Genomic DNA, 18,423 nt, shown 5'->3' on the forward strand with positions numbered 1-18,423 from the left:
CCGGGCCATGGCGCCGGGGGGCGTGGTCGAGCACCGGCCCAACTTGCAGCGAGGCAATAGCGAATGACGCAACCTCTACTGACGATGCGCGGCATCGTCAAAGCTTTTTCGGGCGTGAAAGCGCTCGACGGCATCGACCTGACGGTCTCGCCGGGCGAATGCGTCGGCTTGTGCGGCGAAAACGGTGCCGGCAAATCGACCCTGATGAAAGTGCTGTCCGGTGTGTACCCGCACGGTACCTGGGATGGCGAAATAACCTGGGAAGGCGCGCCGCTGAAGGCCACCGGCGTACGCGACACCGAACGCGCGGGCATCATCATCATTCACCAGGAGTTGATGCTGGTGCCGGAGTTGTCGGTCGCGGAGAACATCTTTCTCGGCAACGAGATCACGCTGCCAGGCGGCCGCATGAACTATGCCGCGATGTACCAGCGCGCCGACGAACTGCTGCGCGAACTCGGTATCAGCGGCATCAACGCCGCGCAGCCCGTGATGAACTACGGCGGCGGTCATCAGCAGTTGATCGAAATCGCGAAGGCGCTGAACAAACGCGCGAAGCTGCTGATTCTCGATGAACCGTCGTCGTCGCTGACTTCGTCGGAAATCAGCATTCTGCTCGACATCGTGCGCGATCTGAAGCGGCGCGGCATTGCCTGCGTGTATATCTCGCACAAGCTCGACGAAGTGGCCGCCGTTTGCGACACGATCAGCGTGATCCGCGATGGCCGTCACGTCGCGACGGAACCGATGCATGCGCTCACCACCGACCGCATCATCTCGCTGATGGTGGGCCGCGAGATCAAGAATCTGTTTCCGCGCGAGCCGCATCCGATCGGCGACGTGATCTTCGAAGCGCGCAATGTCACCTGTTTCGACGTCACCAATCCGCGCCGCAAGCGGGTGAACGACGTGTCGTTCGCGCTGCGGCGTGGCGAGATTCTCGGCGTGGCGGGGCTGGTGGGCGCGGGCCGCACTGAGCTGATGCAGGCGATCTTCGGCGCGTATCCCGGTGTGAGCGAGGCGAGCGTGCTGATGGACGGCAAGCCGCTGAAGATTCGCGCCCCCGACGACGCGATTCGCGCCGGCATCGCGATGGTGCCGGAAGACCGCAAACGCCACGGCATCGTGCCGGGGATGAGCGTCGGCCACAACATCACGCTCGCCGTGCTCGGACGGTTCGCCTCGGGTGGACGGATCGATTCCGCCGCCGAACTCGACACGATTCATACGGAGATGAAGCGGCTGTCGGTGCGCGCCGCGCATCCGATGCTGTCGATCGCGAGCCTGTCGGGCGGCAATCAGCAGAAGGCCGTGCTCACGCGCATGCTGCTGACCGATCCGAAGGTGCTGATCCTCGACGAACCGACGCGCGGCGTCGACGTCGGCGCGAAGTATGAAATCTACAAGCTGATCTTTCAACTGGCGCAGCGCGGCATGTCGATCGTGATGGTGTCGTCCGAAATGCCCGAGGTGCTCGGCATCAGCGATCGCGTGCTGGTGATCGGCGAAGGCGAGTTGCGCGGCGACTTCGTCAACGACGGCCTCACGCAGGAGGACATCCTCAGTGCCGCGATCCGTCCCGTGCAGCGATTAACGAACCCTACCGCAGCGAGTGCAGCATGACGCCCGACGTTACTTCCCAACGCGCCGACAACCCCCCGCCGCGAGGCGCATTCGGCGGCCCGCAGCGTATTCAGCAACTGTTCGCGCGCTACAAGATTCTCGCGTTGCTGATCGCCGTGGCCATCATCTGGATTTTCTTTTCGACGCTCACGCATGGCGCGTTCGTCACGCCGCGCAATCTGTCGAACCTGTTGCGGCAGATGTCGATCACCGGCATGCTCGCGTGCGGCATGGTGTTCGTGATCATCGCCGGTGAAATCGATCTGTCGGTCGGCTCGCTGCTCGGTCTGCTCGGTGGCGTCGCGGCGATCCTCGACGTCAACCGGCACTGGCCGATCGGCGTGACCGTGCCGGTGGTGATGCTGCTCGGCGTGCTCGTCGGCATGTTCAACGGCTGGTGGTCCACCTACCGGCGCGTGCCGTCGTTCATCGTCGGGCTCGGCGGGATGCTCGCGTATCGCGGCATTCTGCTCGGTGTGACCGGCGGCTCGACGATCGCCCCGGTGTCGGACAGTTTCGTGTTCGTCGGCCAGGGTTACTTGCCGCGCCTCGCGGGCGACACGCTCGCCGTCGTGCTGTTCGTGCTGCTCGCGTTTCTGACGATACGGCAGCGTGCCAATCGTCAGCGTTATCAGTTGCGGGTCGTGCCGATCTGGCAGGACATCGTCAAGGTGGTCGGCGCGGGTGCGATTCTGGCGGGTTTCGTCGCCACGCTCGATCGTTACGGCGGCATTCCGGTGCCGGTTCTGCTGCTGCTCGCGCTGCTCGGCGTCTTCACGTGGATCGCGACGCAGACCGTGTTCGGCCGGCGCATCTATGCGGTCGGTTCGAACCTCGAAGCGACGCGTCTGTCGGGCGTCAACACGAACCGCGTGAAGCTGGCGATCTTCGCGCTGATGGGACTGATGTGCGCGTTCGCCGGGATCGTCAATACCGCGCGGCTCGCGGCCGGCTCGCCGTCGGCGGGCTCGATGGGTGAACTCGATGCGATCGCCGCGTGCTTCATCGGCGGCACGTCGATGCGCGGCGGCTCCGGCACCGTGTACGGCGCGTTGATCGGCGCACTGGTGATGGCGAGCCTCGACAACGGCATGTCGATGCTCGACGTCGACGCCTACTGGCAGATGATCGTCAAGGGCAGCATTCTCGTGCTGGCCGTGTGGATCGACGTCGTGTCCGGATCGAACCGGCGCTGATGGGCTGAAGCTGAAGCTGAAACCGAAACCGCAGCGCCCACAGGGTGCGTCGCCCGACGCACCCTGTATTTAATGAAACACCCCACGACTAACCCCTTCCTTGGATCAAGCGCCTGATCCCCGCCCCGCACCCCTTCGACTTGAACACGCGAATTTAAGTCTCCCGTCCGCTGCTCCGTCTTATTACTATTCCGCGGAAACACCGCCGCGCGCGTAGCCGCGCGTTCGCAGCTTCCTTGTCACCGTGCAAGCTGATCGAGCCATGTCATGTTAAAGCGCAGAACCTTCCTGCTCGGCGGCGCCGGCGCGGTGGGCGCGTTGCTGGTCGGCTGGGGGGTGTTGCCGCCGCGCCAGCGGCTGAACACGTCGACGCCGCTGCCCACCCAAGGCTCGCAAGTCGCGCTCAACGGCTGGGTCAAGATCGCCGCCGACAACACCGTGACGATCATGATGAGCAAGGCGGAGATGGGGCAGGGCATCCATACCGGCCTCGCGATGCTGCTCGCCGAGGAACTCAACGCCGACTGGTCGCGGGTCAGGGTCGAGGAGGGGCCGATCGACAAGATCTACAACAGCGTGCAGAACATCATCGACGATCTGCCGTTTCGCCCCGACGACGACAGCGCGTTCAAGCGCACGACGATCTGGCTCACCCGCAAAGCGATGCGCGAGGCCGGCACGATGATGACGGGCGGCTCATCGAGCATCAACGATCTCTGGACGCCGATGCGCGAAGCCGGCGCGTCGGCGCGCATGATGCTGATCGGCGCGGCGGCCGAGCAATGGAAGGCGCCTGCCGCCGAATGCCGCGCGGAAAACGGCTACGTGCTGCACGGGCCGGACCATAAGGCGAGTTTCGGTGAATTGTCGTCGTTGGCGGCGCTGCAGGCGTTCCCGCGCAAGGTGGAGTTGAAGAATCCCACCGACTTCAGGCTGATCGGCCAACCCATCCGCCGCATCGAGGCCGCGCCGAAGGTCAACGGCGCGGCGCGCTTCGGCATCGACGCGCTGCCCGACGGCCTGTTGTACGCGGGCGTCGTGATGTGCCCGACGCTCGGCGGCTCGGTCGCGCATTTCGACGAGACTGCCGCGCGACAGATGCCGGGCTTTATCAAGGCGTTGGCCTTCGCACCGTATAGCGGCGGCAGTGGTGGCGTCGCGGTGATCGCCGACAACCCGTATCGCGCGATGAACGCGGTCGAGAAGATCGACGTGACCTGGCACGATGGCGCCGCCGCGAGCGTATCGAGCGCGGACGTGGACCGGCGTCTTGCGCAGGCGCTCGACGACAGCGACGGCCACGTCTACTTTCATCGCGGCGACGTCGATGCCGCCTTGCGCGGCGCGGCGCGTGTCATCGATGCCGAGTATCACGCGCCGTATCTCGCGCACGGCGCGGTCGAGCCGGTCAATTGCACCGTGCAGGTCGCGGACGGCGCGGCCACCGTCTGGGTCTCCACGCAAATGCCCGCGCTCGCGCGGCAGCACGTGGCCAAGGTGCTCGACATCGACGCCGACAAGGTCGACTTGCAGACGCAACTGCTCGGCGGCGCGTTCGGCCGGCGGCTGGAGCTCGATTTCATCGTCCAGGCCGCAGTGATTGCGCGCGAAGGCGGCGGCCATCCGGTGCAGACCATCTGGTCGCGCGCGCAGGATTTCACGCACGACTTCTATCGGCCCGCGTGCGTGTCGCGGCTCAAGGCCGGGCTCGACGACCACGGCAAAGTGCTCGCGTGGCGCAGCACGTCGGCGAGTCAGGCGATCGTGCCGGAATCGCTCGCGCGCTACTACGGCGTGCCGCGCATTCCCATCGATAAAACCACCTGCGAAGGCGCGTTCGATCAGCCGTACGAATGGCCCGCCGCGCGCGTCGCGCACAAGATCGTCGAGTTGCCGGTGCCGGTCGGCTTCTGGCGCTCGGTCGGTCATTCGCACCAGGCGTTCTTCACCGAGAGCTTCACCGATGAACTCGCCGCCGCGGCTGGCCAGGATCCGATCGCGTTCCGCGCGGCGCTGCTCGCGGAGCATCCGCGCCATCTGGCGGTATTGAAGCGTGTCGCCGAGTTGTCGGAGTGGGGGCAGCCGTTGAAACCGGCCGCCGACGGCGCGCCGTGTGCACGCGGTGTCGCGTTGCACGAGGCGTTCGGCAGCGTGGTCGCGCAGGTGGCGGAGGTGTCGCTCGGGCCGAAGCGGCAGATTCGCGTGCACCGGGTGGTGTGCGTGATCGATTGCGGCCTGCCGGTGAATCCGAATCTGATCGCTCAGCAGATGGAGAGCGGGATCGTGTTCGGTCTGTCGGCCGCGCTGCAGGACGAGATCTCGATCGTCAAGGGCCAGGTGCAACAGAAGAACTTCGTCGATTTCCCGGTCGTGCGGATGAACGATTGTCCGGTGATCAAAACCGACATCATGCCGAGCCGGATGCACCCGCAAGGCGTCGGCGAGCCGGCCGTGCCGCCGATCGCGCCGGCGGTCGCCAATGCGGTGTTCACGCTGACCGGCACGCGTTTGCGCACGCTCCCGTTGCGGCTCGCCAACCTGCCCGTCGCGGCTTCGAATCCGCAGGGATGCAAGGCTGCGCCGAGACAGCAGGCAAGCAAGGGGTCGCTGAACATCAACGGCCGCGCGGTGGCGGTGCACGCCGAGCCGGACATGCCGCTGCTGTGGGCGCTGCGCTGCGAACTCGGCATGACCGGCACCAAGTTCGGCTGCGGCGTGGGGATTTGCGGCGCGTGCACGATCCATCTGGATGGCGCCGCCTGCCTCGCCTGTCAGACGACGATGTCCTGCGTGGGCTACGCGCAGAAAATCACGACCATCGAAGGCGTGCAAGGCGCCGAAGCGCAAGCGTTGAAAGCGGCGTGGATCGATCTCGACGTAGTGCAGTGCGGCTATTGCCAAAGCGCGCAACTGATGGCGGCGTGCGCGCTGCTCAAGCAAAAGCCCGATCCGACCGATGCGGATATCGACGCGGCGATGTCGAACATCGTGTGCCGTTGCGGCACGTATCCACGGGTGCGGGCGGCGATCCACCAGGCGGCCGGGAAGCGCCGGCTGGCTTAGTGCCGCCGGCGCGTATTCGGCAAAGACTGCGCTAGTGCCGGCAGATGCCGTACGGGCTCAATTCGCCAGCATCTCGACCACGGCGACCACCGCCGTGAAGATGCCGATACATCCGCCCAGTGTGACTGCGCCTTGCATGAATGGCGACATACGTGACCCCGTAATGTGTGGTTGGTGTCATGTATTTAATCGCAAATGAAAGGCAAAAGAAAGGTTATCAAAAATAATTCGTAAGCATTCAGGGCGCTTTGACAGCGGTTGCCGTTGCCGCGGTCGGCATGGTCTTCGCCGCGGGTCCTGCTGCCTGAGGCGCCGCCACCGCGGGCGCGCTCAGTCTATCCATCTCCCAACCGCCGCCGAGCGCGAGGAACAGGTTGACCTGGTCGATCGCCACCTGGCCTTCCGCGGTCGCGACCTGAGACTTCACCGAAGTCAGCGTACGCGTCGCGTCCAGGTCCGAGATGAAGGACTCGCGCCCGGCGCGATACAGCCGATGCGTTTCATCCGCCGACTCGGCGGCCGACTTCAACGCGGCGCGCAATGATTCGGCGCGCGCGTAGTCGGAGGCGTAGGTTGCGAGATTGGTTTCGGTCTCGCGCAGCGCGGTCAGCACCACGCCATCGAACTTGGCGAGCGCCACATCGCTCGACGCCTCTGCCTCACGCACGCGACCACGCGCGCCATTGGTGGGGAAGTTCCAGTTGATCAGCGGACCGAAAGCCCAACGCGCCGTGGGCAGCGTGGGGATGTCTTCAAGAATCCCGGTATAGCCTGCTGACGCACCGAGGCTGATCGTCGGATACAGCGCGCCTGTGGCGACACCAATGCGCGCCGTCGACGCCGCCAGTTGACGCTCGGCTTCGCGCACGTCCGGACGGCGCTTGAGCAGCGCGGCGCCGTCGCCGACCGGAATCGGCTGGCGGATTTGCGGCAGCCGCTCGCAAGCCAGCACAGCCGGCGGAAGATCGGACGGTGCACGGGCGAGCAGCGCGGCGAGCCGGTATTGCGCGATCTTGCGGCGCGCCGTGTAGCGCGGAATATCCGCCGACAACGTATCCACCTGAGTCTGGCCGCGCGTCACGTCGGGCTGGTTGCCACGGCCTGCGTCACGCAGACGTCGCGACACGTCCACGCGCTGCTTCTGCAACGCGAGCGACTGTTGCGCGATCCTGAGTTCCTCGGCCGCCGAGCATTGCTCGACGTAAGAGCGCACCACGTCCGCCACCACGGTGATCCGCGCGAGGTCGCCGGCGGCCTGCACGGACTCGGTGTCCGCCTGCGCCGCTTCCACGCCGCGCCGCAGCTTGCCGAACAGGTCGAATTCATATGAGATGCTGATGCCGAAGTTACCCTCGTTGGCGACCGGCAGTTTTTCGAACAGCAGGTACTGTTCGGCCGATTCCTGCGCGCGCTCGATCTCCGCCGACGCCTTGCCGGAGAAGCCGCCCTGCGCCTGCGCGACGCCCAGCGCTTCACGCGAGCGCGCGAGATTCGCCGCCGCGACGCGCAAGTCGGTGTTCGATTGCAGCGCCTCGTCGACGAGACCGTTCAGCACCGGATCGTCGTACAGCTTCCACCACACGGTGGGCACGTTGCGAGTCGAGGTCAGCGCCGGATCGGCGCCTTCCAGCGGCGCATTCGCAAGCGGCGCGTTGACGAGTGCCTGCTGCGGCAGCGCGTAATTCGGGCCGACGGTCATACAGCCGTTGAGCGCGACGGCGAGCGGCAACAGCGGCAGCAGGGGCCACAGCGGGAAAGAGGCCAGGTTTCGCGACAGCTTCATTGCGAGGCGCCCGATGAAACCGCCGCTGACGCCGGCCGTGCAGCAGACGCACTCATAGCAACCGACGCAGCCGGAGCCGAAGCCGCCGACGCATCCACCGGACCTGAAGCACCCGCCACACCCGAAGCACCCGCAACACCACGCCTCCTCACCGGCGACAGATCGCGCACCGACACCGTCGCGGTGCGGCCGGCGATCATCCGGAAGTCGGCGGGCACTTCATCGAGCGCGACGCGCACCGGAATCCGCTGGGCGAGCCGCACCCAGCTGAACGCCGGATTCACGTTCGGCAGCAGATTCGAGCCTTGCGTGCGGTCGCGGTCCTCGATACCGGCGACGATGCTCTGCACGTGCCCGCGCAGCGCGGCCGGCTCGCCCATCACCGTGATATCGACCGGCTGGCCGATGTCGATGCCGCGCAGCTTGGTTTCTTCGAAATAGCCGTCGACGCGGAACGAATGCATGTCCACCACTGCGACCACCGCGCGGCCCGCCGCGACGAATTCGCCGGTGCGCGGCGCGCGGTCGTTCAGATAACCGTCCACCGGGCTCACGATCGTTGCACGTTGCAGGTTCAGTTTCGCGGTGTCGATCGCCACGTTCGCATCGGCGAGCGCGGCTTCGCCCGCCTCGACGCGCGAGCGGCTTTCTTCCGCGACCTCGGCGGCGACCAGGTTGCCGAGCTTGCGGTTGCGCGCATCTTCGCGGCGCGCCTGGTCGAGCGTCGCGCGACGCTGCTGCGCGGTGGCCTGGGCCTGACGCAGCGCGAGCGTGTAGCGGGCCTGATCGATCACGAACAGCACCTGGCCTTGCTTGACCTGCTGGTTGTCCACCACCTCGACCGACGAGATGAGCCCCGAGATATCCGGCGCGACCTGGATCACGTCGGCGCGTACGTGTCCGTCGCGGGTCCACGGCGCGAACATGTAATAGGCGACGAGTTTCCACAGCACGAGGGCTGCCACCACGACCACGATCAGGGTCAGCAGAATCTGACCGACGGAGAACCAGGTTTTTTTCACGTTATTAGTCTGTGCGAAACGACAACGACAAGGCCCAGCACCAGCACGTAGATGCCGAGATCGAAGATGGAGCGATGCCAGACGAAGCGGTAGAAACCGACGCGTCCGAGCACCGTGCGGATCACCAGGTTGATCAGATAGGCGACGAACATCAGCACGAGCACGGCCGGCACGAACACGCCGAAGATATCGATTTCACCGATCATCGCGGGGAGTCAGGAAGGTGGAACGGGTTGCAGGACAGGCGCATCAGGCTGCGGTCTCCGGGTCGGGCGGCGTCGGTGACGTCAGCGTCGCCGGAAACAGCGAAAGACGCAAGCCGATCAGCGCGTGCAGCGCGTCGCGTAACTGACGGGCCGAGGTGGGCGACGTGGCGGTGGGCGCCGCCGCGTTGGCGAGCCCCTGTGAAGTCACGCGCGCGACCGCGGCATCGATCGAGCGCATCAGACTCTCGGGCACCGGCTCGCGCTTGCGGTGGTCGACGCAGCTCTCGTAGTAAGTACGCACTCCATCGAGGACGCGGGCGATCGCGGCCGGCGCTTCGCCGCCGAGTTTGTGGGTCAGGCGGCGCAGATCGAGCGCGTTGAAGCCGATGCGCAGATCGCGGAAGCTCTCGATCGACGGATGGCGGTGATCGTCGGTGGCGGCCAGACGCGGGATCAGTTGCATCAGGCGGTCGAGCATGCGCGCGGCGAGATTGCGCGGGTCTTCGATCGGCAGCGTCGAGGCCGTGAGCGCGACGTCGGCCCAGCTCGAACGCAAGAGCCGCGACGCGGCGAGTTCGGCGCCGAACGGGCGCGTCACGCGGGTCCACAGGTACGCGTACAGCAGGCCGGCAAGGCCCGCGAGATTGGCGTTCATGAACGTGAGGAAGTTCGCGTCGTACGCGTCCTGAATGCTGATGAAGGTGGCCGTGTTCACGGCAACCAGCACTGTGACCATATTGAACTGCGGGCGCGGAATCAGCGTGCCGACCAGGATGAACGGCGCCGCGAACAGAAGCACCAGCATCGGGAAGTCGTGCACGTGCGGCAGCACTGCGAACAGGTAGATGCCCGCGGCCCCCACGCTGATCGCGGTCGCGAGGAAGAAGCGGAACACCATCGGCGCGGGTTCGTCGAGAGCCGCGAAGAAGCAGCAGGCCACCGCCGCGAGCGTCACTGCGCTGGCGCCGTCGTTCCAGCCCGAGCTGATCCACAGGCTGCACGCGAGCACCACGGCGAGTCCCGCCGACACGGTGGCGAACAGCATGATGCCGCGGTCGTAGAAGCGCTGGGTGCCGCCCAGACGCCAGTGGCGGAAGTGCGGCCGCCACGAGCCTTCTTCGCGCGTGATGATGATGCGCAGCGAACGGCAGTCCTGCCACACGTCGATCACCTGCTTCATGCGCCACAGCGCGTTCGACAACAGCGCGCCGTCCCAGCTCGCGAGCGCGGCGGCGGGCGGGCGCATGGCCGCGATGCGCTCGCGCAGCGAATCGGCGGTGGTGTCGGGGTGATAGCCCTCGCTCACGGCGGGCAGCGGTTCGTTGAACCACTTGATCACATCGGCGAGCAGCGCTTCGAGCCCTTCGGGCCAGCTATGGCGGCCGCTGTTGTAGAGCGCGATCAGCGGATCGGCGAGCGACGACATGATCGGCAGCAGCAGTTGCATGCGTCCGCGCAGTTCGTGCGTGCGCGCCAGCACGTCCGGCCGCGTGTGGTCGTAAGCGAGTTGGCTCAGCAGCAATTCCAGACCGTTGATGGTGCTGGCGAGCCGCTGGCGCGCGCCCGAGATCGCCGAGCCGGCGATGCGTCCCGACAGCGTTTCGGTCGCATAGAACGCGGCATCGCGAAACCACGCGTCGGTGCGCTCGATGATGGTCGGCGCGAGGCGGCTCGGAAACAGCGAGCTGCCGACGATGCTCGCGCAGACGATACCGAGCGTGATCTCCTCGGTACGGCTGATCGCGAGGTCGAACACGCCGGCCGGGTTCGTCACCGAGGGCAGCGCGATGATCGGCATCGTATAGGCGGCCAGCATGAACACGTAGCTGCGCGCGGTGCGGTCGGACACGGCGAGGTAGAGCAGCGTGCCGGTCCACAGCGCGACGATCACGCTGAACAGATACGGCGATTCGACGAAGGGCGGCACCAGCAGCACGGCGGCCGCGGCGCCGAGCGCGGTGCCGAGCGCGCGATACAGCGCTTTCGAGCGCGTCGCGCCGACGAACGGATTCGACACGATGTAGACCGTGGCCATTGCCCAGTAAGGCCGTGGCAGTTCGAACGCGAGGCCGATGTAGAGCGCAAGCATGGCCGCGGCAAAGGTCTTGACCGAGAACAGCCAGTCACGCAGGGTGGGATAGACCATGAGCCGTTATGCCGGATCGCCGGTGCGATGCGGCGCCGCTGCGTCTGCTTCGCCTTTGTTGGACTTGGGCGCCTTGGCGGCTTTGCGGGTCTTGCTGGCAGTGGGCGTGTGCTTGGCCGGTGCCTGCTGGGTTTGTTGTGGGCGTTGCGCTCGCGGCGAGGGTCGCGCACCTTGTATGCGTCGCGCCTGCTGCATCGGTTGGCCAGACTGGGTGCGCTCGCTGCCGCCCGGTTCGGCGCGTTCGGCGGCGTCGCTCGTGAAGGCATCGAGCACGCGCAAGGCCGCTTCGAGATCGCTGCGCGATATGCCTTTGAGCGCCTGCGCCCGCAACGTGACCAGTTCTTCTTCCATTTTCGCGGTGACGGCGCGGCCTTCGTCGGTGAGCGCCACGGTTTTCGCGCGGCGGTCTTCGGGGTCTTCTTCCCGGCGCATCAGGCCCGCTGCGCACAGTTGATCGAGCAGCCGCACGAGCGACGGCCCCTCGATGCCGACGTGATCGGCGAGCGTGACCTGGCGCACCGCCGCGCCGATCCGGCTGGCGGTCAGGAGCGGCGTGGCGCACGCCTCGGAGACATTGAAGGCCGCCAGCACGCCGTGGCTCGTGCGCCGCCACTTTCTGGCAGCGACAACCAGGGTGCTGCTGACGGTGCGGCGCAGGGTATCGAGATTCGGCATGCGCGGTATTGTATTTTCCAGAACATTCGTTAGCAAGCTATTGAATTGGAAATTTTTCGCGCGGGTGGAGTCTGCGGGAGCAGTGTGACAATGCTTACTGAATATGACGGACGCGTGCCGTTGTTATTAGCTTTGCGAGTTGTTCAGTCAGACGGTCATGGCGTCCGCACGATCGATCGTGCGCCATGGGAAGGCGGTAGGGGCTGTGCATGCGCGGACATGAACGCATGCCGGCAGCGTCAGTCGCAAGGGCATGCGACCCGGGAATTCGTCAGCGCGCCGCTCGCGGCAAGCGACACCGCGTCACGCTCAAGCCGCGAGCCCGAGCCGCACGGTCCGCGCGAGATCGTCGAGCTGAAACGGTTTGCGCAGAATCGTGCAGCGCTTCACCGCCAGACCGGAAATATCCACGTCGGCATAACCGGTCGCGAGAATCACCGGCAAGTCCTCGCGCATCGCGCGCGCGGCGGCGATCACGTCGATGCCGTTCATGCCCGGCATCGCGAAGTCGACCATCAGCAGGTCGGGCTTGTCGTCCTGCAGGCGGTTCAGGCCGGCCTGGCCGTCCGCGGCTTCGGTCACCGTATAGCCGAGCATTCTCAGCGACTCGACCAGCATGGCGCGCACCTCGCCGTCGTCTTCGACCACCAGCACGCGCTTCTCGCCGACGGCGTTCGCTTCGGCATCGGACGCCGCTTCGGTCCGCGTGGCTTCGCGTTCGCGCAGCGGCAGCCAGATCTCCACCGTGGTGCCTGCGCCTTCGTCGCTGAAGAGCCGCGCGGTGCCGCCCGCCTGCCGCGCGATGCCATAGACCTGACTCAGGCCGAGCCCCGTGCCCTTGCCGATCGGCTTGGTGGTGAAGAACGGATCGAACACGCGCGATACGACGTCGGGCGGCACGCCCGAGCCGGTATCGACGACTTCGACCACCACGTAACGGCCGTCGTCGAGCGTCGGGTCGGGTGCCGCGCGCTCGCGCACGCGGATCTTGAGCTGGCCGCCGGCCGGCATCGCGTCGCGCGCGTTGATCGCGAGATTGAGGATCGCCAGTTCGAGCTGATTGGCATCGGCCTGGGTCCACATCTCGCCGTTGTCGAACTCGTTGGTGTAGCGGATGCTCGAACCCAGCGACACCGTGATGATGTCGCGCATGCCATGCAGCAACGCGACCACGTCGACCGCTTTCAGATCGAGATTGCTGTTGCGCGAGAAGGTCAGCAACTGGCCCGTCAGTTTCGCGCCGCGTTCGGTCGCGCGTTTGACGGTGGCGGCCATGCCGCGAATGCGCTCGTCGGCGCTGACCCGGGCGATCAGCTCCGCGTTGACCATGATCACGTTCAGCAGGTTGTTGAAGTCATGCGCGATGCCGCCGGTCAACTGCCCGAGCGCTTCCATCTTCTGCGATTGCACCAGCACTGCCTGCACTTTGGCGCGCTCGTGAATCTCCATCATCAGCCGGTCGTTGGCGGACGCGAGCTCATGCGTGCGTTCGGCGATGCGGCTTTCCAGCGAATCGTTCAGCTGCACCAGCGCCGCTTGCGCTTCGATCCGTTCGGCCAGATGGCGGCGCGATTCATACTGCCGCGCGCGCGCCCGCAGCGACGAGGCCACTGCCCGCCGCAGCGTTTCCGAATTCAGCGGACGTTCGAGCACGACCACGTTGCCGAGCCGTTCGAGCACTTCCAGCCCGCGCGCGGAGCGATGCCCGACGCGCGACGCGGCGAGCAGGATGAACGGGAAGTCCGACCACGCCGGCTGTCTTTCGAGCCATGCGAACAGGCGCGACGCATGGCTGCCTGCAAGCGCTTCCTCGGCGATCAGCGCGGCGCCCGCGCCGGTGTCGAGCGCGCTGGTGAGCGCGTCGGCGTCGCGGCACCTCACGCACACGCGTTCGTCTTTGTGCAGGACTTCGGCGATCACCTCGGCGTCGCGGCCGAACGGCGCCAGGATGAGGACGCGGTGCTCCATGACCTTACCGCCTCGACGTGTCGATGACGCGATCCGGCGCGCCGAGCAGGGCGGTGCCGCCGCGATAGGACGGCAAGCCGGACAGCACGCCCTCGAAGTCGCGCAGCGCTTCGCCCACCTCCACGCCATCGCTGCCGAGGCGGAACTGGCGGATCGAGCGCTCGTGCGCGTTCGCGCGGCTCTTCACGGCGGTCACGGCCGTCAGCACTTCGCCGTGGTGTTCGAAGTAGCGGAACAGCACGACGACGTCGCTGAGATAGCTGATGTCGACATCGTTCTGCACTTCGCCGATGATGCCGTGCTGCCCCAGCACCAGCATCGTGATGACGCCTTGCTGGTTCAGGTAGCCGAGCAGTTCGTGCATTTGCAGCAGCAGGTAGCGCTCGCCGGGCATCGCCTGGAGATACGCGTTCAGGCTGTCGATCGCGACATAGCGCGCGCCCCTTTTTTCGACCGCGTCGCGCACGTCGCTCGCGAATTCGCCCGGCGAGATTTCCGCCGGATCGATCTGGCGCAACGTCAGCAGACCGCTCTCGACGTGCGGCGCGAGCTGCATGCCGAGCGTGGCGCAGCGGATCGTCAGCGTGGTGAGCGTTTCGTCGAACACGTAATAGATGCAGCGCTCGCCGCGCTCGAGCGCCGCGATCAGGCACGACACCACGGTGGTGGTCTTGCCGACTCCCGACGGGCCGATCATGAGCGCATTGGTGCCGGGAATCAGTCCGCCGCCGAGCAGCGCATCGAGACCGGCCGTGCCGGTGCTGACCGGCTCGGAGTCGAACTCGGCGTGATGCTCGGCCGCGACGAGGCGCGGATAGACGTGGATGCCGCCCGTGTCGAGCGTGAAGTCGTGATAGCCCTCGCGGAACTTGATGCCGCGCATCTTCGCGATGCGCGCGCGGCGCCGGTTGCCGCCGTAATCGTGCGCGAGGTTGTCGAGCGTGATCACGCCGTGCGCGATGCTGTGCAGTTGCACGTCGCCGGGATCCGACGAATTGTCGTCGAGCAGCAGCACCGTGCATTCACGGGTCGCGAAATAGCGTTTGAGCGCGAGAATCTGGCGGCGGTAGCGCAGCGGGTTCTGCGAAAGCAGACGCAGTTCCGAGAGACTGTCGAGCACGATGCGCGCGGGTTTGAGTTCTTCGACCTGCTGGATCACGTTGCCCACGGTTTCACCCAGCTCGACTTCCGCGGGATGCAGCACGGTCTGCTCGTATTGTGGGTCGAGGCCTTCGTCGGAGAGCAACTCGAGGATCGCGAAGCGGCTGACGTCCCAGCCGTGGCTTTCGCCCACGGAGACCAGCTCGGCGCGGGTTTCGGAGAGCGTGATGTAAAGGCCGGTCTGGCCTTCCTCGGCGCCCTTGAGTAGGAATTGCAAGGCCAGGGTGGTTTTACCTGTGCCCGGTGCGCCTTCCACGAGGTACATCCGGTTGGGTGTGAGACCTCCTCCGAGAATGTTGTCGATTCCTTCGATGCCGCTGGAAAGGCGGGTCGGGGTGTCGGCGGCAATTTTGTTTGACATGGCGTAGCGATGTGCGTCGGGTTGGGTGGCGCAGTTTTCTGGGCCGGTACGGCGGGTACGCAAGTTGTGTGCCATTGGCGCGGGAGTGGGTTGCTGCGCGGGAGGGGGAATACGCGGGGTGGTGGCGGGCGGTTCGGCGGACTCGGCTGGTTTGATCCAGTGCGCGATGTCGTGCGAGCAAAGGACGGCATGTGGCGCTCATGACGCGTGAGTCGCCCATGGGCACGGAGCGTGCTCCACGCGTTGAACCAGGTTGGGAATGCGTCAGTGCCGTACGCCAGTCCTCTTTTCAACAGTCCCGCTGCCGATATGAACAATTTCCGATTACTTGCCGCTGTATGTGCCGCCGCATCGTTCGGTGTGTTATTGCCGGGCGGCGCCTATGCCGACGATACGCCCAGCCCGTGTGCCGCGCTCAAGCGGATCGTAGCGGCCGCGCCCGACGGTCTTGCGTCGTTGACGCCGGAAGACGGCAAAGGCGTCGCGCAACCCTATGGCGACGACGCGCAATGTTCCGCGAGTCATCGCAGTTTCCAATGCACGTGGACGCCGCATGGCGATGCCGGCTCGAAGCTGGACGCCCTGCAAGCCGTGGCGGCGGATATCGCTTCGTGTTTGCCGGACGCGACGCATGATCAGAATTCGCCGGGACGCCAGCACTTTTATCTGGGTGCGAAGGGCAGGCGGACCGATATCGCGCTGACGCCGGCGGGGGCGAACGGTTTACGCCTGGTGGTGTCGGGGAAGTGAGGAAGTAGCGCTCGGGCGGCTGGCGGTTACGACCGGATGCGACTAGAGGGAGGCGGGCCGCCATGTCCAGCCACGCTGTGAATACCGCAATTCGACCATCGACAGCGGCGTGATCTCGATGCGCGGAAACACCGTGGGCGATGCCCCCGTCGCATGCACGATCGCAGCGCGCAGCAGCGGAGCGTGTGTCACGGCGACGACCGTGTGTGCGTGGGTCGATGCGGCGCTCGTTTTGCCGGTTGTTGTTGCGCCGCCGGCATCGTCCGGCGTGCCGAGCGCGTCGAGCCATTGCCCCATGCGCGTGACTAGCTGACTGAACGATTCGCCGCCGGGTGGCGCGGCGTCGGGGTCACGCGTCCATGCGGCCAGCTCCTGCGGCGCTTCGATGGCGAGATCGGCGAGGCGCCGTCCCTGCCAGTCGCCGTAGTTGATATCCGCCAGCGCGGCGTCGACGGTCGCGGCGAGGCCCAGCGCCGACGCCGTATCGCGTGCGCATAGGGCCGGGCTGACGAAGGTCGCCGCGTCGCCGGGAAGTGCGGCACGCAGGCGTGCCGCATTGGCTTTGACTTCGGCGAGGCCGCGCGTGTCCGGCGGATCGTCGGCGGGAAAGCGGCCTGCGCGCTGCGCGGCGGTCGATGCGTGGCTCAGCAGTAACAGTCGCATGTTCATTCCGTTCGTTTCCCGATACCGCGCCGACACGCAACGCCGGCCCGCATCGCGTGGCCTCCGACGTTCACGAAGGCCGAAGTTTAGCGCGTAGAATAACGGGGCTGCGAAGCACGGAAGCCGGTGAGAGCCCGGCGCGGTCGCGCCACTGTAATCGGCACCACTAGCCGAAAGCCAGACCTGAGCTTCGCACCATCCCTCTGCAATCGACTTTCGGGGCGCGCTACCCCCAGGAGATGTCCTCATGACCGAAGCTGTTTTCGACTCTGCTTCCCAACCCGTCGCCCAACCTACGCCAATTCCGCTGCGCGAGTTGCTGCCGTGGGTCGTGTTCGGCGGTTTGCTGTTGTTGCTCGCGCTTTACTTCGTTGGTGCGGAACAGGGCGCCACGTCGCTGGTGCCCGGTATGTACGTGCATGAATTCGTGCACGACGGCCGTCATCTGCTTGGCTTTCCCTGCCACTAACGGAGTCGGACATGGTTGGTAAATTGTTGGTACGCGGGATGCTCGCAGGCATCGCCGCAGGATTGCTCACGTTCGGCTTCGCCAGAATGGTCGGCGAGCCGCAGGTCGATCAGGCTATTTCGTTCGAAGAAAAGGTCGAGGCCGCGCATGGCGATGCGCCCGAACCCGAACTCGTGAACCGCGACACGCAAGCGGGCCTGGGCCTGCTGACGGGCGTGGTGACTTATGGGGCGGCGTTCGGCGGCCTGTTCTCGCTGGTGTTCGCCTATGCGTATGGGCGAGTGGGCGCATTGAGCGCGCGCGCCTTGTCCGCATGGCTCGCGCTTGGCGCGTTCATTGCATTGGTGATCGTGCCGAACATCAAGTACCCGGCGAATCCGCCGTCGGTCGGCGACCCCGACACGATCGGCATGCGCACGGGGCTGTTCTTCCTGATGATTGCGATCTCGCTGACGGCGATGATGTTCTCACTGAAGGTCCGGCGGCGCGCGGTGATGAAGCTCGGCGCATGGAACGGCTCGATTGTCGCGGGACTGGTGTTCGTTGCGATCATCGCGGCGGTGCAACTGTCGATGCCGGCCGTCAACGAAGTGCCGGCGGCTTTCCCTGCAATACTGCTGTGGAAGTTCCGCGTCGCGGCGATTGGCATGCAGGTGATCATGTGGACGACGATCGGACTGCTGTTCGGCGCGCTGGTCGAGCGTGGTGCTTTCATGCGCGTGAATGGGCGCGCGGTGACAAAGTCGGCTTGACGTTGGACGAGGCGGGCGTGACCACGAAGATGGCCGCGCCCGGCGCGCAACGCGCGAGAAAGGTTTTACATCAATGACTTGGCGCGGTTGCGGGAAGGTTATCCACAGGCTTGCGCACTTTTTCTGTGGACAAGTTTTCGCGGGGCGGCTCTGCTCATCGATATAGATGAGTGGCCGCAAAGCAAGTTCATCAGACTCTTCGCGACTCTCTGTCTGGTAGGAGGAATATCCAACCGTGCGACAGGAAAACGTCGGTTCCCTCTCCATCTGGTATCCGTATGCTCTATTAGTCGATCGCTGGGTTTGCTCGACGCGCCAGATTGGATCGGATGACTAACTAATTCGTCGCCCCCTCACGGCGCCTCTTTTCTGCGCTTCTCAACTTTTCGAAAATAATTGCATCGGAGGGGTTGACGGGGTGCGGGCCGCATCGCATAATTCGCCTCCCGTTAGATGACGGACGCGAAGAAAGCAGAGCTTCTAAGCGAATGATCTTTAAAAATTAACAGCCGATAAGTGTGGGCGCTTGATGCGAGACGCGACGGTGGATTCTTTGGAGTCTGCTGTAAAAGCGAAAGTATCAAG

Annotated in this window: 14 protein-coding genes, 1 pseudogene and 1 riboswitch; of the genes and pseudogenes, 7 read left to right on the top strand and 8 right to left on the bottom strand. The window is 65.6% G+C overall.

Features of this window, described 5'->3' with window-relative positions; genetic code table 11:
• Window positions 1-63 precede the first annotated feature (63 nt).
• The 4 genes and pseudogenes from xylG to ACZ9H4_RS28055 all read left to right on the top strand — a co-directional run bounded on the left by xylG (window position 64) and on the right by ACZ9H4_RS28055 (window position 5,882).
• Window positions 64-1,623: a D-xylose ABC transporter ATP-binding protein gene (gene xylG / locus ACZ9H4_RS28040; protein WP_408146946.1), complete on the top strand. Its 1,560-nt coding sequence runs from the start codon at window positions 64-66 to the stop codon at window positions 1,621-1,623.
• Window positions 1,620-2,819, top strand: coding sequence for a sugar ABC transporter permease (locus ACZ9H4_RS28045; protein WP_408146948.1), 1,200 nt, complete (start codon window positions 1,620-1,622; stop codon window positions 2,817-2,819). Before xylG ends, ACZ9H4_RS28045 begins: the two co-directional genes overlap by 4 nt.
• Before the next feature lie 267 nt (window positions 2,820-3,086).
• Window positions 3,087-5,354 (top strand): annotated as a pseudogene (locus tag ACZ9H4_RS28050) (xanthine dehydrogenase family protein molybdopterin-binding subunit); the annotation flags it as partial.
• Window positions 5,343-5,882, top strand: a complete 540-nt coding sequence (locus ACZ9H4_RS28055) for a (2Fe-2S)-binding protein (RefSeq protein ID WP_408327669.1) — start codon at window positions 5,343-5,345, stop codon at window positions 5,880-5,882. The pseudogene ACZ9H4_RS28050 and the gene ACZ9H4_RS28055, both read left to right, overlap by 12 nt.
• Before the next feature lie 238 nt (window positions 5,883-6,120).
• Here the strand turns inward: ACZ9H4_RS28055 and ACZ9H4_RS28060 are convergent, their stop codons facing one another.
• The 7 genes from ACZ9H4_RS28060 to ACZ9H4_RS28090 all read right to left on the bottom strand — a co-directional run bounded on the left by ACZ9H4_RS28060 (window position 6,121) and on the right by ACZ9H4_RS28090 (window position 15,204).
• Window positions 6,121-7,665 (bottom strand): efflux transporter outer membrane subunit, encoded by a 1,545-nt coding sequence (locus ACZ9H4_RS28060; RefSeq protein WP_476121932.1) that lies wholly within the window; start codon window positions 7,663-7,665, stop codon window positions 6,121-6,123.
• Window positions 7,662-8,687, bottom strand: a complete 1,026-nt coding sequence (locus ACZ9H4_RS28065) for an efflux RND transporter periplasmic adaptor subunit (protein WP_408155652.1) — start codon at window positions 8,685-8,687, stop codon at window positions 7,662-7,664. The genes ACZ9H4_RS28060 and ACZ9H4_RS28065 overlap by 4 nt, the downstream gene beginning before the upstream one ends.
• On the bottom strand, window positions 8,684-8,893 hold the full coding sequence (locus ACZ9H4_RS28070) for a DUF1656 domain-containing protein (RefSeq protein ID WP_408146954.1): 210 nt from the start codon (window positions 8,891-8,893) through the stop codon (window positions 8,684-8,686). Before ACZ9H4_RS28070 ends, ACZ9H4_RS28065 begins: the two co-directional genes overlap by 4 nt.
• Before the next feature lie 43 nt (window positions 8,894-8,936).
• Entirely contained in the window at window positions 8,937-11,039 is a 2,103-nt protein-coding gene (locus tag ACZ9H4_RS28075) for an FUSC family protein (RefSeq protein WP_476121935.1), read from the bottom strand.
• A gap of 6 nt (window positions 11,040-11,045) precedes the next feature.
• A complete protein-coding gene (locus ACZ9H4_RS28080) occupies window positions 11,046-11,714 on the bottom strand; it encodes a MarR family winged helix-turn-helix transcriptional regulator (protein ID WP_476121937.1) in 669 nt (222 codons plus the stop codon).
• Window positions 11,715-12,023: 309 nt separating this feature from the next.
• Window positions 12,024-13,682 carry an ATP-binding protein gene (locus ACZ9H4_RS28085; RefSeq protein WP_408146959.1) on the bottom strand — a complete coding sequence of 553 codons (1,659 nt, stop codon included), beginning with the start codon at window positions 13,680-13,682 and terminating at the stop codon, window positions 12,024-12,026.
• A gap of 4 nt (window positions 13,683-13,686) precedes the next feature.
• Entirely contained in the window at window positions 13,687-15,204 is a 1,518-nt protein-coding gene (locus ACZ9H4_RS28090) for an ATPase domain-containing protein (RefSeq protein ID WP_476121939.1), read from the bottom strand.
• A 309-nt stretch (window positions 15,205-15,513) separates the two neighbouring features.
• Between ACZ9H4_RS28090 and ACZ9H4_RS28095 the strand changes: the two genes are divergently transcribed.
• Window positions 15,514-15,954 (top strand): hypothetical protein, encoded by a 441-nt coding sequence (locus ACZ9H4_RS28095; RefSeq protein ID WP_476121941.1) that lies wholly within the window; start codon window positions 15,514-15,516, stop codon window positions 15,952-15,954.
• A gap of 42 nt (window positions 15,955-15,996) precedes the next feature.
• On the opposite strand, the gene ACZ9H4_RS28100 is transcribed toward ACZ9H4_RS28095, so the two are convergent.
• A complete protein-coding gene (locus ACZ9H4_RS28100) occupies window positions 15,997-16,623 on the bottom strand; it encodes a histidine phosphatase family protein (RefSeq protein WP_476121943.1) in 627 nt (208 codons plus the stop codon).
• A 102-nt stretch (window positions 16,624-16,725) separates the two neighbouring features.
• A riboswitch (adenosylcobalamin (AdoCbl) riboswitch) is annotated at window positions 16,726-16,812 on the top strand.
• Window positions 16,813-16,864: 52 nt separating this feature from the next.
• Here ACZ9H4_RS28100 and ACZ9H4_RS28105 point away from each other — a divergent pair.
• Entirely contained in the window at window positions 16,865-17,086 is a 222-nt protein-coding gene (locus tag ACZ9H4_RS28105; RefSeq protein WP_121320359.1) for a CbtB domain-containing protein, read from the top strand.
• 11 nt (window positions 17,087-17,097) lie between these two features.
• Complete coding sequence (locus tag ACZ9H4_RS28110; RefSeq protein WP_476121945.1) at window positions 17,098-17,838, top strand: CbtA family protein; 741 nt, start codon at window positions 17,098-17,100, stop codon at window positions 17,836-17,838.
• Window positions 17,839-18,423: the final 585 nt, after the last annotated feature.

Source organism: Paraburkholderia sp. TE9906, assembly GCF_056279605.1.

What these genes read in the sequence shown, in the direction of transcription:
- ACZ9H4_RS28045 (WP_408146948.1), top strand. Translation starts at nt 1,620, where the DNA reads ATGACGCCCGACGTTACTTCCCAACGCGCCGACAACCCCCCGCCGCGA.
- ACZ9H4_RS28075 (WP_476121935.1), bottom strand. Translation starts at nt 11,039, where the DNA reads ATGGTCTATCCCACCCTGCGTGACTGGCTGTTCTCGGTCAAGACCTTT.
- ACZ9H4_RS28105 (WP_121320359.1), top strand. Translation starts at nt 16,865, where the DNA reads ATGACCGAAGCTGTTTTCGACTCTGCTTCCCAACCCGTCGCCCAACCT.
- ACZ9H4_RS28080 (WP_476121937.1), bottom strand. Translation starts at nt 11,714, where the DNA reads ATGCCGAATCTCGATACCCTGCGCCGCACCGTCAGCAGCACCCTGGTT.
- ACZ9H4_RS28110 (WP_476121945.1), top strand. Translation starts at nt 17,098, where the DNA reads ATGGTTGGTAAATTGTTGGTACGCGGGATGCTCGCAGGCATCGCCGCA.
- ACZ9H4_RS28060 (WP_476121932.1), bottom strand. Translation starts at nt 7,665, where the DNA reads ATGAAGCTGTCGCGAAACCTGGCCTCTTTCCCGCTGTGGCCCCTGCTG.
- ACZ9H4_RS28085 (WP_408146959.1), bottom strand. Translation starts at nt 13,682, where the DNA reads ATGGAGCACCGCGTCCTCATCCTGGCGCCGTTCGGCCGCGACGCCGAG.
- ACZ9H4_RS28070 (WP_408146954.1), bottom strand. Translation starts at nt 8,893, where the DNA reads ATGATCGGTGAAATCGATATCTTCGGCGTGTTCGTGCCGGCCGTGCTC.
- ACZ9H4_RS28090 (WP_476121939.1), bottom strand. Translation starts at nt 15,204, where the DNA reads ATGTCAAACAAAATTGCCGCCGACACCCCGACCCGCCTTTCCAGCGGC.
- xylG (WP_408146946.1), top strand. Translation starts at nt 64, where the DNA reads ATGACGCAACCTCTACTGACGATGCGCGGCATCGTCAAAGCTTTTTCG.
- ACZ9H4_RS28100 (WP_476121943.1), bottom strand. Translation starts at nt 16,623, where the DNA reads ATGAACATGCGACTGTTACTGCTGAGCCACGCATCGACCGCCGCGCAG.
- ACZ9H4_RS28095 (WP_476121941.1), top strand. Translation starts at nt 15,514, where the DNA reads ATGAACAATTTCCGATTACTTGCCGCTGTATGTGCCGCCGCATCGTTC.